Genomic DNA, 15,289 nt, shown 5'->3' on the forward strand with positions numbered 1-15,289 from the left:
CAATTACGGTCTGTCCTACCCAAATTGAGGGAATTCCGCTGCTCGTCCAGCCTACTTAGGGTTCGACCTCCCTTAGACCCTCAACTCGTTTTTATTCGTTCCCTCGGTTGATTGTTCGTTCCGTTAGGTGTAGCCAATTCAACCACTGGATTCCCTGGACTCTTACCGCTATTAAATAAAGATGCGGCGGGAATTTTACTCCAGTAAAGTCAGGATTTTGGTGTTGTGTCCTGCTTCAAGGTAGGTTGCTTTTTGAGGCTCGGTTTCACCGTAGGAACTCCCCGTTAACGCCAAGTGTCACCCCACAACGGATGTCTGATTGCGTCCTGTTCCCAGCTTCACCCTCCAGAAACCGAGTCTGGTCAGTGTGGGCAGGTAAGGAGTCATACCTGAGTCTGGTAGATGGGACTTTCACCCATATCAGACCGAGAGTTCAACCTTTTCCATGATTGGATTAGGTTGGTTAGCTTATGTACGGACTGATTACCGTGATTCAGCTAACAACGAATCGCACTTACTTCCTTTGTGCGAGGTAGTCACGCAGTTTCCCGTAGTCCATTCCACAGGATGATTTTAATGCTACTTCTTGGTTATTTGGTGGTGTGTGTAGAGACGTTCCATGGAACGTCTCTACATTATTAATTGGTTGTTGAATATCAAAATTAACAGGTGTTGATGTAGGAATATTCACAACAGGTTTAACCACCAAACCCAACAACTCCCGAAACTCCCGCACTGTTTGAGTCCGGTTAACAGGTTCTAACTCCATGCCTTTGAGAATAGCAGCATTTACCTTGTCGCTAATCTGCTGATTAAATTTTTGCGGTGGTGATAACTTGACATCTTCCTCAGCGCGATAATTAGCAGGAATGGGAACTCTATTCGTTAATAAACTATATAATGTCGCAGCTAAAGCATAAACATCTGTATAATAACCAAAATCTCCACGCCGTTCATATTGTTCTATCGGTGCATAACCTTCCGTTTTCGTCGCTGTCATGCTTCTGATTTTTCCCGGTTGAAATTCTCGCGCTAACCCAAAATCAATTAATACTGCTTCCTTGCTTTCCCGTCGCAACAAAATATTATTGGGTTTCACGTCTCGGTGTAAAAGTTTCCGTTCATGAATACATTCTAAAGCTTGTCCGATTTGGTCAATGTAGCGCAAAGCTTCTGTTTCTGACAAGTAACCATTTTCAGCAGTGTAGTTTTCCACATAAGCTGCTAAATCATCACCGTCAATGTGTTCCATAACAATAGCCCAAAGTCCATCTTCAGGAAAATTGTCGTAAACTTGGACAATATGGGGATGATAGCATTTTGATAAATCTAAGGCTTCTTTTCTAAACCTCTTTTGTATTTCCGCAAAGTCGGGTTTTTCTCGTTGTTCCCGGTTGAGGGTTTTGATCACAACCAACCTGTTTTCTTCTGTATCTTCTGCAAGATAGGTTTCACCAAAGCCACCGCCACCGATCGCTCTTTTAATGATATACTGTCCGTTCTGTAGTGGGGTGTTAGGTGTCCAGGATTGCATATTGTCTGAATCAGGATTTACAGGATTGGGAGAGAAATTAAAAATTAGTATAACATCCGCGTTTATCTGCGTTCATCTGCGTTTAATTGTCTTAATCAGGATGTCCAGGATTTAAGGATGTACAGGATGTTGTTGAATGATTTTTGGTGGGAAGTTGGATATTTTTATTTGTCTGATAGCGAAGCGTGGCGTAGCCATATCAGGATAGTTTAGGTAATGATAATATCACAATCCTGTACATCCTTAAATCCTGTAAATCCTGATTCAGACGATCCAAAATTTTACTATATATGCGCGGATAGATTTATACTCCTAACATTAGTGTAAACCAATTATCGCATCTTGTCAAGTCTTGATGTCAAGAATCATATAAAAAACTGAAAATCAAAAATCTCCACCGCAAACCAACATCCTGTAAGTCCTAAAATCCTGTAAATCCTGATTCAGACAATCCAAAAGTTTAATATATATGCGCGGACAGATTTCTACTCCTAACATTAGTGTAAACTAAAATTTTCGCCTTGTCAAGTCTTGAATTAAGATATTTTGGGAATCCTTGCCGATCTTGCCAAGGGGGCATACAATTTGCCTTTTCTCATATATAATGGTAGATTGTGTTGAATTAAAGCCATCCCATGCCTAAATTAAAGACTCGCAAGGCTGCGGCGAAGAGATTCCGCGTCACCGGTACCGGTAAAATCGTCCGCCGTAAACCGTTCAAAAACCACTTATTAGAGCATAAATCCTCTAGCAAAAAGAGCAATATGTCCAAAATGGCAATTGTTCATGAACGGGACGAACCTAACGTGCGTTTAATGCTTCCATATTTGTAAAAGATCACAGGTAATAAGATATGACTCGGGTAAAACGCGGTAATGTAGCTCGTAAACGCCGCAATAAAATTCTCAAATTAGCTAAAGGTTTCCGTGGTTCTCACTCAACTTTGTTTAGAACCGCTAACCAACAAGTAATGAAGGCGCTTCGCAGTGCTTACCGCGATCGCAAAAAGAAGAAGCGTGATTTTCGCCGTCTGTGGATAGCGCGGATTAACGCAGCTTCTAGACAACATGGTTTAAGCTATAGCCGTTTGATTGGTAATTTAAAAAAGGCCAATGTGGAACTAAACCGCAAAATGTTGGCACAATTGGCAATTCTTGATCCTGCAAGCTTCGCTAAAATTGCGGAACTCGCTAACTCGGTTAACGGATAAAGGTGGCAACGGATGAATAACGGATGTAACAGATGGCACTTCGGAGAATTGAAAATTAAAAATCAAGAAACTTTTTGGCATTTTTAATTGGAGTAAAACGCAGAGCGATTATGAATAAGTTACATCTGGTATTATCCGCTACCCTATCTTTGATTTTTTGGCTGTCTTTTCCCAGTGGAAATTTAACTGCATCTGCCGCAACAATGGCGGAAATTCAGCAGCGAGGCTATTTAAATATGGCAGTTAAGGATAATCTTCGTCCTTTGGGATTCAGAGATGACAAGGGCAATTTACAAGGGTTAGAGATTGATTTAGCCAAACGTTTGGCCAGTGATTTGTTGGGTAAAGCTGATGCTGTGAAATTGCAACCGGTAGCCAATAGCGATCGCTTACCTGTAGTCTTTAATCAACAAGTTGATTTGGCTATTGCTGGAGTCACAGCCACAGAGTCACGTTCCCGCATTGTTAGCTTCAGTGTTCCTTATTATTATGATGGGGCAGCAATAGTTACAAAAAATACATCTATTCAAGAATTAAAAGATATAGACAAAGGGAAAATAGCCGTTCTCAACAACTCTAGCACTGTTGGATACTTAAAATATTTTACACCGTCTGCTGAATTGGTCGGCGTAAATTCTTACGCCCAAGGTTGGGAAAAAATAGAAAATAATCAGGTAGATGGTTTTGCAGCGGATGTCAGCGTTATTAGTGGTTGGGTGCAAGCACATCCTGGTTATCGCATATTGACAACTAAATTATCAGCACAACCATTATCTGTAGTTATGCCAAAGGGATTGCAGTATGATGAGTTAAGACGTAATGTGAATGAAGCGATCGCTCGTTATACAGTTACAGGTTGGCTAAAAGAACGGATAGAATATTGGGGATTGTCGTAATTTAGTGAGAAATATACAACCTAATAACTGATAATAGATAGGGTATTTTAATAATTTGTATTTGTAGAAAATGGATAGCAATTTAGTCGTCATTTATCTGTCAATTTTCGTTAGTTTACTTGCATTTGCAGGTGTGAGTGTTTTTCGTCAAGTATTCAAAACCCGCAAACTTGAAAACTCTCTAGGTAAGTTAAAAAACAAATTAACTAAAGAAAAAGGTACGGCTCAAGAATATTATGAATTAGCTAGTATCTATTCAGAAAAAAAAGTATTTAGTCAAGCCATACCCCTATTTCAAAAATCTCTCAAAGCAGCCGAAGAAGAGGGAGAAGAATCTATTGCTCCCATTTACAACGGTTTGGGATATGTTTACTTTGCTCAAGAGCAATATGACTTAGCAATTCGTCAGTACAAAGAAGCGATTAAATTGAACCCAGATTATGTATCAGCCTTAAATAATCTCGGACACGCTTATGAGAAGAAAAAATTGACTGCTCAAGCCTTGGAAATGTATGAAGCAACACTCAAATTATCACCTAATAACCCCGTTGCTAAACGTCGGGCTGAATCTTTACGTCGCTTAATTTCTATATAAGTAAATTATCTCGTTCCCAGTCTCTGACTGGGAATGCTATCACAGAGGCTCTGCCTCTACTTTTATCAAAGGCAGAGCCTTCTAGAATTCATTCCCATACAGAGTATGGGAACGAGGAGAGTTAAAATATCCTCTTAATCTTACTGTTTCTCATCTTTAGTTGAGGAATCAATAAATGTACTTTTTCAGAAAAATGTGCAAGATGATTAAGAGGTTAAATCTTTTTTACAGGCTAACTATTAGCATTATTATTTGCATTAATATCTGCTGGGGATTTCCTAACATTGTATTAGCTGAAGAAGCGATAATTCCACACCCTCTCAACCCCTTAACAGAACAAGAAATTAATACAGCAGTTACCATAGTTAAAGAGCAAAAAAAGCTCAGTGAAACCGCAATTTTTCCCATAATTGCCTTACAAGAACCCGATAAAAAAGCAGTCTTAAATTTTACACCTGGTAAATCATTTCTCCGCCAGGTTTTTTTGCAAGTTTATGAAATAGAACTGAATAAAACCTTTACTGGAACAGTTAATTTAAACACTAAAAACCTCACTTCCTGGCAAGAAATACCGCATGGACAACCTGCTATTTTAAACCCAGATTATGCCATAGCTAACGAAGTTGTAAAATCAGATTTACGTTGGCAACTAGCTATGCAAAAACGGGGAATTAAAGATTTTAAAAATGTAGAAATAAGTTGTTGGGGAGCAGGAATACTCAATAAAGCAGAAGCAAAATCTGGTAATCGAATTTGTCGAGCATTATCTTATTATCAAGGTAAACATTGGAATTTTTATGCCCGTCCCATAGAAGGCGTTTTAGTTACAGTTAATTTAAATAAAGGTCAAGTTGATAGTTTTGTTGATAATGGGATAGTTCCTCTTTCCCAAGAAAATTGGGATTATGATGTTAATGCTTTTAGTCAAGTAATTGCACCACCAAAACCATTAAATATTAATCAACCAGAAGGAACAAGTTTCCAAATTAAAGGTAATGAAATTACTTGGCAAGGTTGGAAATTTCGTTATTTAATGCACCCCCGCGAAGGTTTAGTTTTGTATCTTGTCAAATATAATGATGGTGAAAAAGATAGATCAATTTTATATCGTGGTAGTCTTTCAGAAATGGCAGTTCCTTACGGTCATCCTCAGCCCAATTGGTCATTTCGTAATGCCTTTGATGTGGGAGAATATAATTTGGGATTATTAGCGAATAAACTAGAATTAGGTAAAGAAATTCCTGAAAATGGAGTTTTACTGAATACAGTGCTTGCTAATAGTGCAGGAGAACCTTTCAACATACCCGGATTAATTGGTATCTATGAAAGAGATAACGGTATCCTGTGGAAACATTTTGATTACAGCACGCAAAAAAATTATGTCCGTCGCAATCGTGAATTAGTCATAAAAATGATGACGACAGTTGACAACTATGATTACAGTATCAATTGGATATTTAGGCAAGACGGTACTTTAGAAGTAGAGAATGAGTTAACGGGAATTGATTTAGTCCAGGGAACAGCCAGCATAAAACAAACTGAAAATAAGTCATTTGGTAGATTATTAGCTAAAAATATCTTTGGAGTAAATCATCAGCATTTCTTCAATTATCGCTTAGATTTAGATATAGATGGACAAGCTAATTCTGTAATGGAAATGAATGTAGAAGCGTTACCAATGGGTGATAAAAACCCGTTAGGCAATGCCATAACTGTAGAAGATACTCCACTAAAAACCGAAAAATCTGCTGTGCGTGATATGGATATTCAACACAGTCGAGAATGGATGATTGCTAGTGCAAATAAACAAAATAATTTAGGTGTTTCACCTGCATATATGTTAATGCCAGGAGGAAATACAATTTTGTATGCGGTAGAAGGTGCAAATATTAGGAAAAAAGCAGGTTTTGCAACTCATCATTTTTGGGTGACAAAATATAAACCCAGTGAAATGTATGCAGGTGGAGATTATCCCAATCAAACGCAATTGGGGGAGGGTTTACCAAAATATATTGGTGATAATGAATCTGTGAATAATGAAGATCTAGTTGTCTGGTACACAATGGGAATCACTCATATTCCCCGTCCAGAAGATTGGCCTGTAATGCCAACTCACCGCGTTGGTTTTAAATTGATGCCCAGGGGATTTTTTAAGAGGAATCCCGCGATTAATTTGGGTGAGTGAAACAAAAATAATATGTAATTTATTCACCCAAAAAAAAAGAAGCCCAAAATTTATTTCTGGGCTTCTCATGTCCCCTTTTAGGGCGCAAGGGCGTTACCACGAATTAAGCTACCAAGAGTTTTGGCAGTAATTTTTAATTGAGTGAAGGGGTTAGCGGGAACTACAGTTTTATAAAGATAACTATCAAAAGTTAGCTTTTGTACATCCATGTCATCACACATTTCTACAAATGCTTCGCGGGTAGCATCGGAACGATAGAAGACGTTTTGGAGAATGTCTAATACTTTGTAGGTGAGTCCGTATTTCTTATCCCAACGTTTCAGGTATACTTTGAGATCGGCTTCTGTGGGAATCCGCGCACCGCCGTTAGCTGCTTCTACAATGGCCTCGGCGCACATTCTGCCAGATTTAGCCGCAAAGTAAATACCTTCACCAGAAGACTTGGTAACATAACCAGCAGCATCTCCTACCAAGGCTATGCGTCCAACAACGCGACGGGGACGGGGATGTTCGGGGATGGGGTGTGCCTCTATTTTGATGATTTCACCGCCGGCTAGTTTTTCAGAAGCACGGGCGCGAATACCAGCTTGGAATTGTTTGATTCTGGCTTTGTTGATGTGCATTGTGCCAGTACCTACCGCTACGTGATCATATTTGGGGAATACCCAAGCGTAGAAGTCGGTAGAAACATCATCGCCAACGTACATTTCGGCGAGTTCATTGTAATAGGCCATTTTGTCTTGGGGAAGACGAATACGTTCTTGGAAAGCGATCGCATAATTGTAATCCCCAGCACCCATATCCTTAGCAATGCGGGAATTTGCCCCGTCCGCACCAACGATTAAATCCACTTTCAGGGTTTTAGTAACGCCCTGCGCTCCTTCTCCTGTATGGTCAACGTAGTGGATTGTATAGGGGTCAGACTTGCCGGCAGGAATATCAACTTTATGAACAGTGGCGTTAATTAAATTTGCCCCTAATTTTTCCGCCCGGTCTCGCAAGAAGCCATCCAACACTTCTCTGCGGCACATTCCTATGTATTCATCTTGATTTATTAGATTGATATCAACCTCACGATTAGAGGGAGAAATCATTTTCATTTTGCGGACTTGACGGTCAATAATTTCTGGAGGTAAGTCAAATTCCTTCACCATACAGAGGGGAATAGCACCCCCGCAAGGCTTGGCGTAATCTAGCTTCCGCTCAAATAAATAGGTTTCAATCCCAGCTTTAGCTAGTGTTTCAGCAGCGCATGAACCCGCAGGTCCTGAACCAACAACAGCAACCCGTAGTGTCAAAGGTTTTCTCCCAATTATAAACATTTTCCCAAAGTATCCTATCACGGACTTTTGGCTGAATTCCTTCTATAGCTCTATGTTTTGATAGAAATGCAATATTCCTTAATATTTCGATATAAAAACCCCACATTTCTTATCCTATAAGTAGAGATTAATCAATGGTAATTAACAATACCTTCACTATTTTCTGTTGATGAATTTATTGAGTGTTAAAGGCGTTAATGGTAATTATGGCGGTGAAGCTTACCGCACTGGCGAACTTTGTAAGGTTTGTGGTAATATTATCCAACGCATTAAATTAGGTGGGCGTTCCAGTCATTTTTGTTCTCAATTTCAAAGTTAGTGTTAAATTCATATTTCTGTCTTCAAATCAACTTAAATGACTCGCTTTATCCATGATCAATTTGCCAAACAATATCTAACTGAACTATTAACACCCTATGGTCAAGTAGAAACCAGTAAAGATATCACAGCAGAAGTCAGACAAATTGACGTTGTATTTATTCCTTCACCCCAACCAACACAAAGCCTGGAAGCCCTAGGAATATTGGGACGGATGGTGAGAAATTATGCTATATTTGAACCATTCCGTAATGCTGTCACTAAAAGTGAAATTCGCAGTTGCATGGGTAAATTATTTGACATCCATGGAGACATAGAGCGTCAATCTAATCGCAATAATAACCGTATAAATGAAGCCGAATTACCCCGGCTATGGATTTTTTCTCCTACTGCGTCAGCGGAACTTCTCACAAGTTTTAATACAACTGGAGATGAAGAAAACTGGGGAAAAGGGATTTATTTTTTGGGAGAAGGCTTAAAAACCGTAATTATTGCGATTCACCAACTCCCCAACACACCAGAAACCCTATTTCTGAGAATTTTAGGGAAAGGGAAAGTACAACGACAAGCGGTTGAAGAATTAGAAGCACTGGCAAATAATAGTCCCTTCCTTGCGGATGTCATACAATTGGTACATAACCTAATTGCTGTGTTATCTGCACGTCAACGACAAGAACACGATATTGATAAAGATGATCAGGAGTTGATTATGAAATTATCGGAAATGTATCAACAACAATTAGAAGCACTTAAAAAACAAGGACTTCAAGAGGGACTTGAGGAAGGACGACAAGAAGGACGACAAGAGGGACGACAAGAAGGACGACAAGAAGGACGACAAGAAGGACGACAAGAAGGACGACAAGAAGGTGTAGAAAGGGAACGACGCGCTATGATTGAAAGTATCATGCAAGTCCGGTTTGGACAGGTTGATTCTCAGCTACAAACAATTATCAACCCTCTAATTGCCATGAATAGGGAAGAATTTACTCCTTTGCTTCTACAATTATCTCGTGAGGAGTTATTAGCTAGATTTGCACAATAATTGAGTGAGGCGAAAATCAGCAACCCCCCGCAGAATTTACAAATAAATCAAAGCGCGAAAATAGAGAATTGGGGGGTTGACAATTGCTTTGGGATTTGTTATCATGAATTTGATAAGGAAGAACTATCTTGAACTAAATATTAATTTTCTGAAACCGCTTACTACCAAGGTAGGCGGTTATGTTTTTTGAGGAAAGAAATTACCTTTGTGTCTGGGTACAAGATAAAATTTTGAGTAAAAGCGTTTATTTTGGAACGAGGGGAATTTATGGCTGTTAAAAAAGGCAATATGGTGCGGGCTATTCGGGAAAAGTTGGAAAATAGTCTAGAAGCTAAAGCTAGTGATTCCCGCTTTCCTAGTTATTTGTTTGAAACTAAGGGGGAAATTGTCGATATTAAGGGTGATTATGCTTTGGTGAAGTTTGGACAAGTGCCAACGCCAAATATTTGGTTAAAGTTAGAACAGTTGGAAGAGTTTGTTTAATTGGTAATTGTGCTTTAGCTTAACCGACAGAAGCCCCACGCCTGACCCTAAGGGCAGCGTGGAACTACCCAACAAGTGGTAGAATTAAGATTCAACCCCAATTCCCTCCCTAATATATATTGCGGTTGGGAATCTAAGGTTGATAAGGTTTATAATGTATAGGTGAAATTTTTCACCAACATACCAGGAACTAAACTTCCTCCTAATTGTCGGCTTTCGTAAGTTCCGACTTCGGGAATAAATTCCTGGAAGTTTGTTAAATCAATGAGATTTTCTGCGCTCCAAAAACGATAGAGACTTTCATCAAAGCGTAGGTTAGCAATGGGGGCAATAATTTCGCCATTTTCTACCCAAAAGCAAGCATAACGAGTCATCCCTGTAATTCTCCCAGATGGGCGATCGCTCCAGTTTAAATAATGTAAATTAGAAACATATAACCCTGTATCTAAACTGGGTAAAATCTTCTCAAATGCCAAATTACCAGGATTAATTTCGGGAGAACGTAAGGTTTCTGAACCATTCGCACCATTAGCGGGTTTATGATATTCTTTCGCTGTGCGAGAATTAACTAAGCTATTAATTAAAATCCCTTTTTCAATTAAAGTTAATTCGGATGCAGCCATTTCTCCTAAATTATTAAATCTGGGAACTAAACCACTTTGAAAATTTTCTTTTAAAGTGAATTTTGAAGAAAGTTGTTTTTCTTGACGTGATAAAGCAGCTAAAGCACTATTACCTTGTTGAATACTAGCTTCACTGATAGCACCCCAGGAAAGCATACCCAATAAATTAGCCACCGCAGCGGGAGCAAAATAGGTTTTATATTGTCCTTTTGGTAATTCTTTAACTGGACGAGATAGCATTTCTAGCTGCTGTTTCCCATCATTTATTTTAGCTAAATAAGCAGCTTCATTCCATTCACTGCCGGCAAAAGTTCCTTTTACAGCTTGTCCTGATGCCATAAATAAGGAATAATCTAAATTAAAGGAATCAGTCACAAACCAGTGTTTTTGTCCGCTAGAATCACCATAACCTCTGATGACAATTCCCCCAGCATACATCCCCGTAAAATCTAAATTAGTCACAGGTTCGAGAATACTAGGAACTAATATTTCTGGAGTTAGTAATTTACCAATATTAATTTCTCGACTGCTATGATTTCCTGATGGTAAAACTAAATAAGGATCAATTGGTAATAATGTTAATTCATCACGTAATTCTTGTAAAGCAGTGGATACTAATTCCCAGTCTATTTCCCAATTTCCAGTAAAGGGAAACTGACGAAAACTACTGCGTTGATTGGCCATTAAGGTTAGTTGAATCGAACCATCATGAACATAACCTGTTTGTCTAACTTTGGCAGAATTAAAGCGGGTAAATTGACTACTTTCGCTGCTAAGTCGCACAGTAAAATGTTCATTTTCTGCTTTTTTAATCAGCAGGGTTTCCACAAGTTGATTAAAAGTTTTTTCTAGCGTTGATAATTCTTCTGGTTTCATTTTTTAAATTGTATCTGGATCAATATTTAATTCTCGCAATTTTGCTGCTAACCGTTCTGATCTTCTAGCTTCCCATTCTGCTCTTTGAGATTCTATTTCTGCTCTTTGGGATTCTATTTCTGCTCTTTGCACTTGTATTGCTGTTTTTTTAGTTTCCTCTTCTGCGGTTTCTTCTGGTGTAGGTACTAACTCTCCTGCTGGAGTAAAATACCTCAACAATCCTTGATGAATCCCTAAGTATAAACCTAACTGTTCACTCCATAAATGTCCCTTTTCATTTAGTCCTAAAGGTTGATATTTATTATCAACTAAATGAAAACCTGCAAATTCTAATGTATAAGGGTCAAACCAAAAATAATCCGGTGTGCGGAAAGTATTTTGATAAAGTTCCCTTTTATATTCTCTATCAGTATTAGCTGTACTGGGTGAAAGAATTTCTAAAATGAAATTAGGATATTTACCATCTTCTTCCCACACTACCCAGCTTTTGCGGGTTTTGCGTTCAGTTTCCAAGACCACAAAAAAATCAGGACCTCGGAAATATTCTGATTTTTTTTGGTTAGGACTATAGTAAATAGTCAAATTTCCCGCAGCATAGAAATTTGTTCTATCTTTCCATAACCATTCTAAACATTTGAAAAGTAAAATTATTTGTCGTAGATGTAGTTCAGTTTCCACGGGAGGTTCATCACTATATAAATCACTAGGAGGAAATATTACATCTGCGGAGATGTCTTGTTGTGATTCTAATTCTTGAGCAATGATCATATTGATATGGCATCAAGTAGTTACTTGTTTATTGTAGCATTAATTCAAGATCAATATATTATCAATTCTTTGTTGGGTTGCGCTATCGCTTAACCCAACCTACTTTAACTTTGCGCCTTTGCTCCTTTGCCTCTTTGCGCGAAACATAATTCATTAACCACCACCAAAAACCTCCACATTTGCAAATTCACAAACTGGTGAACCATGACCTACAGAAATGGCTTGATTTGGTTCTCCTTTACCGCAGAAAGGTGTACCATATATTTGCCAATTAGTATCATTACCAACTTTAATTAAACTATGCCAAAATTCTGGCGTAGTGGCACGATAGTTAGGATTACGCAGGGTTTTAGTAAGTTTACCGTTTTCAATTAATTTGGCATATTCACAACCAAATTGAAATTTATAACGTTGATCATCTATTGACCAAGAACGGTTAGATTCCATGTAAATCCCATGTTCTATTCCTGAGATAATTTCCTCAAAGGTGGCGTTTCCTGGTTCTAAATTCAAGTTAGCCATTCTATCAATTGGGGGACGATTCCAGGAACAAGCACGCGCACAAGCAACACCGGGTAAATCTGCTCTGGCTTGACTTTCTAAACTGCCTAAACCCCGTTGTAAAATGCCTTTTTTAATCACATATTCTTTGGTGGCTGCTGCACCAGTATCATCAAAACTATAACTGGCAAATTCACCTGGTACTGTAGGATCAAAGGTGATATTCATCAGCGGTGAACCATATTCTAATTTACCAAAATCATCTTTGGTAACAAAGCTACCGCCGGCATAGTTGCGTTCATCTCCTAAAATGCGGTCAATTTCTAAAGGATGTCCGATACTTTCGTGAATTTGTAGCATCATTTGGTCTGGTGCTAAAACTAAATTGGTGCGGGTATTTGGACATTCTTCCGCTGTTAATAATTCTAATGCCTGTTCACCAACTTTTTGAACTTGATGCCATAAATTATCGTGTTTGAAAAGTTCCCAACCTCCTTGATAAGAGTTTGCATGAGCGCCGTTATTGCTGCGTTGTTGGACGATTGTGCCATCTTGAGCGATCGCTCCAAAATGATGACTAAGAGATAGAATATTCTGATATATTTCGGAACCATTACTACTCACAAACCAAGTTTCTTTTTGATCTGTACCGACGGTGGCTGTAGTTTGAATGATTTTATCGTTAATTTTGAGTTGCTGACAAATCCGAATTAGTAAGTTGTTGATTTCTCCAGGACTAAAAGCGTCAAATGGTTCTAAAAATGGTGAGTTATATTCACCAACTACTTGAGGACGGGTATTTTCACTCAGGGGATATATCCACCATTTACTGGCTACTAATGCTTGTTTATAGGCGATTTCCGCAGCGTTTTGTAAGCTGGAAATATCTAAGGAGTTGGTGGCTGCATAACCTAAACAACCATCAACTATGACTTCTATCATTGCTCCCATATCTAATGATTTACCATTGCTTTGGGGTAAACCATCACGCACGGAATGATGGGTTGAAGTTGTTTTTACGGCTCTAATTCCTACCCAGTCAGCGGGGATGTTTAAATGAGAAATTGCGGTTGTTAATTGTTTCCACATGGTGTTAATTAAAAATTGAGAATTATTTTTTTTGCACGCAGAGACGCTCCAGGCGCAGAGAGGAATTTTAAATTTATTATCTGTGCCAGCGTGTGCCTTCTTTACTATCTATTAAGGTGATGCCTTTGGTTAATAGTTGATCACGAATTCTATCTGATTCAGCGAAGTTTTTGTTTTTTCTTGCTTCTTGTCTTTCTTGAATTAGTTCTTCAATTTCGGTATCGCTTATACTATCTTGTTTAGGAGTTTCTGGTTCTGGTTGGGCGGTTAAACCTAAAACGTCTGCTAATTTAATTAGGGTTTGCCATTTTTCAAGTAACTCATTTGCTGGGGTTTCTGTTTTTCCTTGATGAACAATGATGTTTCTTTCCCGATTTAGCTCTTTGGCTAATTCAAAAATTATTACTAAACCACCAGGAAAATTAAAATCATCATTAACGGCTTCTTGAAATCTCTCAATCTCGGAATTTTGGATTTGGTTAGATTCATCCCACTCTAGTTTTTTACCATGTTGATGTCCAAATAATAAACCTTCTTTGATAGTATGCCAGCCGTTGGTTGCTGCTAATATAGCATCATCGGTAAAATCTATGGGTTTACGATATTGTGCCATCATCACAAATAAACGCACAGCCATTGGGTCTACACCCCGATCTAATAATTGACGAATGGTGATAAAATTACCCAAGGATTTGGACATTTTTTCCCCATCTACTTTGACCATGCCGTTGTGTAACCAATAATTGGCTAAAGGTTTGCCGGTAACTGCTTCCGATTGAGCAATTTCGTTTTCATGGTGGGGGAAAATTAAGTCAGCACCACCAGCATGAATATCTATGGTATCACCCAAGCGATCGCGTACCATGGCCGAGCATTCTATATGCCATCCGGGGCGACCTTTTCCCCAAGGAGACTCCCACGCGGGTTCACCGGGTTTTGCAGACTTCCACAGGGCAAAATCAAAGGGGTATCGCTTCTTTTGATATTCTGGGTCTTCGACGTTTACCCGTTCACTTGCACCGGCTTGCATATCTTCTAATTTCCGTCCCGAAAGTTTGCCATATTCGGCAAAATTCTGGACTGCATAATACACATCACCATGAGACGGATAAGCAAAACCTTTATGTTCTAAATCATGAATTAATCTTTGAATACCATTCATTGTATGTGTAGCGCGGGGGTATTCATCAGCTTCTTTAATTCCCAACCGCGACATATCTTCAAAATATGCTTGAATATATTTTTCGGCGACAACTTCCATGGAAGAACCTTCTTCTCTGGCGCGTTTGAGAATTTTATCATCAATATCCGTAAAATTTTGGATATAGCGGACATCATAACCGATAAATTGCAGATAACGACGCACTGCATCCCAAACAATACAAGCTCTAGCATGACCCAAATGGCAGTAATCATAAACTGTCACGCCGCAATAATACATCTTAACCTTGCCAGGTTCGACGGTGGTAAATTGTTCTTGACGACGGGTGAGAGTATTGTAAATAGATAGGGTCATAATAGAGGAATAAGGCAATCTGACGATAAACAATGATAACGCAAGTTGATGACAATGGCGTAAATGAAAATTTTAGTAGCTAATAATTGGCTATGATTATTGTTAGTAATAGTTCGTAATCTTGTCAACACCTGGAGGTAAAGTATGATTCAATCTATCATTTAATCAATGGAGAATATCGAGTTAGTCAATTTAGAGAAAATCAAACTATAGTATCACCAACTTTCCCAGAGCTTACCCTCAGTGTTAACCAGATTTTTCAAGCTAGTATGTAAATATGTTATACCAATTTTATATGAGACGGCACAGAATCATGAAATCCATAAAT

General features: G+C 38.6%; 13 protein-coding genes and 2 pseudogenes. 9 read left to right on the forward strand and 6 right to left on the reverse strand.

Going from position 1 to position 15,289, the window contains the following annotated elements; translation table 11 throughout:
- Nucleotides 1-514: 514 nt before the first annotated feature.
- A complete protein-coding gene (locus BMF77_RS18710) occupies nt 515-1,534 on the reverse strand; it encodes a serine/threonine-protein kinase (protein ID WP_246862963.1) in 1,020 nt (339 codons plus the stop codon).
- A gap of 635 nt (nt 1,535-2,169) precedes the next feature.
- On the opposite strand from BMF77_RS18710, the gene rpmI reads away from it, so the two are divergent.
- The 5 genes from rpmI to BMF77_RS18735 all read left to right on the forward strand — a co-directional run bounded on the left by rpmI (nt 2,170) and on the right by BMF77_RS18735 (nt 6,420).
- Nucleotides 2,170-2,367 carry a 50S ribosomal protein L35 gene (gene rpmI, locus BMF77_RS18715; protein WP_015079972.1) on the forward strand — a complete coding sequence of 66 codons (198 nt, stop codon included), beginning with the start codon at nt 2,170-2,172 and terminating at the stop codon, nt 2,365-2,367.
- Nucleotides 2,368-2,387: 20 nt separating this feature from the next.
- Nucleotides 2,388-2,744, forward strand: a complete 357-nt coding sequence (gene rplT, locus BMF77_RS18720; protein WP_015079973.1) for a 50S ribosomal protein L20 — start codon at nt 2,388-2,390, stop codon at nt 2,742-2,744.
- Nucleotides 2,745-2,854: 110 nt separating this feature from the next.
- Nucleotides 2,855-3,640: a transporter substrate-binding domain-containing protein gene (locus BMF77_RS18725; RefSeq protein WP_148764911.1), complete on the forward strand. Its 786-nt coding sequence runs from the start codon at nt 2,855-2,857 to the stop codon at nt 3,638-3,640.
- A 70-nt stretch (nt 3,641-3,710) separates the two neighbouring features.
- Nucleotides 3,711-4,235: a tetratricopeptide repeat protein gene (locus tag BMF77_RS18730; protein WP_148764913.1), complete on the forward strand. Its 525-nt coding sequence runs from the start codon at nt 3,711-3,713 to the stop codon at nt 4,233-4,235.
- Nucleotides 4,236-4,437: 202 nt separating this feature from the next.
- Complete coding sequence (locus tag BMF77_RS18735) at nt 4,438-6,420, forward strand: primary-amine oxidase (protein WP_168204463.1); 1,983 nt, start codon at nt 4,438-4,440, stop codon at nt 6,418-6,420.
- Nucleotides 6,421-6,497: 77 nt separating this feature from the next.
- Here the strand turns inward: BMF77_RS18735 and chlP are convergent, their stop codons facing one another.
- Entirely contained in the window at nt 6,498-7,718 is a 1,221-nt protein-coding gene (gene chlP / locus BMF77_RS18740; RefSeq protein WP_148764917.1) for a geranylgeranyl reductase, read from the reverse strand.
- A gap of 196 nt (nt 7,719-7,914) precedes the next feature.
- On the opposite strand from chlP, the pseudogene BMF77_RS18745 reads away from it, so the two are divergent.
- From BMF77_RS18745 to BMF77_RS18755, 3 genes and pseudogenes are all read left to right on the forward strand, one after another.
- Nucleotides 7,915-8,061: pseudogene (locus tag BMF77_RS18745) on the forward strand (zinc finger domain-containing protein); the annotation flags it as partial.
- 36 nt (nt 8,062-8,097) lie between these two features.
- Nucleotides 8,098-9,105, forward strand: coding sequence for a hypothetical protein (locus BMF77_RS18750; RefSeq protein WP_148764919.1), 1,008 nt, complete (start codon nt 8,098-8,100; stop codon nt 9,103-9,105).
- Nucleotides 9,106-9,372: 267 nt separating this feature from the next.
- Nucleotides 9,373-9,588, forward strand: coding sequence for an NAD(P)H-quinone oxidoreductase subunit O (locus BMF77_RS18755; RefSeq protein WP_015079980.1), 216 nt, complete (start codon nt 9,373-9,375; stop codon nt 9,586-9,588).
- A gap of 149 nt (nt 9,589-9,737) precedes the next feature.
- On the opposite strand, the gene BMF77_RS18760 is transcribed toward BMF77_RS18755, so the two are convergent.
- The 4 genes from BMF77_RS18760 to cysS form a co-directional block, all read right to left on the reverse strand.
- The gene (locus BMF77_RS18760) at nt 9,738-11,087 is read right to left on the reverse strand and encodes a TldD/PmbA family protein (protein ID WP_148764921.1); all 1,350 of its coding nucleotides are present in this window, start codon (nt 11,085-11,087) and stop codon (nt 9,738-9,740) included.
- A gap of 3 nt (nt 11,088-11,090) precedes the next feature.
- Entirely contained in the window at nt 11,091-11,855 is a 765-nt protein-coding gene (locus BMF77_RS18765; protein ID WP_148764923.1) for a Uma2 family endonuclease, read from the reverse strand.
- A 153-nt stretch (nt 11,856-12,008) separates the two neighbouring features.
- Complete coding sequence (locus BMF77_RS18770) at nt 12,009-13,445, reverse strand: TldD/PmbA family protein (protein ID WP_148764925.1); 1,437 nt, start codon at nt 13,443-13,445, stop codon at nt 12,009-12,011.
- 76 nt (nt 13,446-13,521) lie between these two features.
- Nucleotides 13,522-14,961, reverse strand: coding sequence for a cysteine--tRNA ligase (gene cysS / locus BMF77_RS18775; RefSeq protein ID WP_148764927.1), 1,440 nt, complete (start codon nt 14,959-14,961; stop codon nt 13,522-13,524).
- A gap of 149 nt (nt 14,962-15,110) precedes the next feature.
- On the opposite strand from cysS, the pseudogene BMF77_RS28085 reads away from it, so the two are divergent.
- A pseudogene (locus BMF77_RS28085) lies at nt 15,111-15,236 on the forward strand (Uma2 family endonuclease); the annotation flags it as partial.
- Nucleotides 15,237-15,289: the final 53 nt, after the last annotated feature.

This window comes from Dolichospermum sp. UHCC 0315A, from assembly GCF_008121535.1.
Classification (GTDB): domain Bacteria; phylum Cyanobacteriota; class Cyanobacteriia; order Cyanobacteriales; family Nostocaceae; genus Dolichospermum; species Dolichospermum lemmermannii.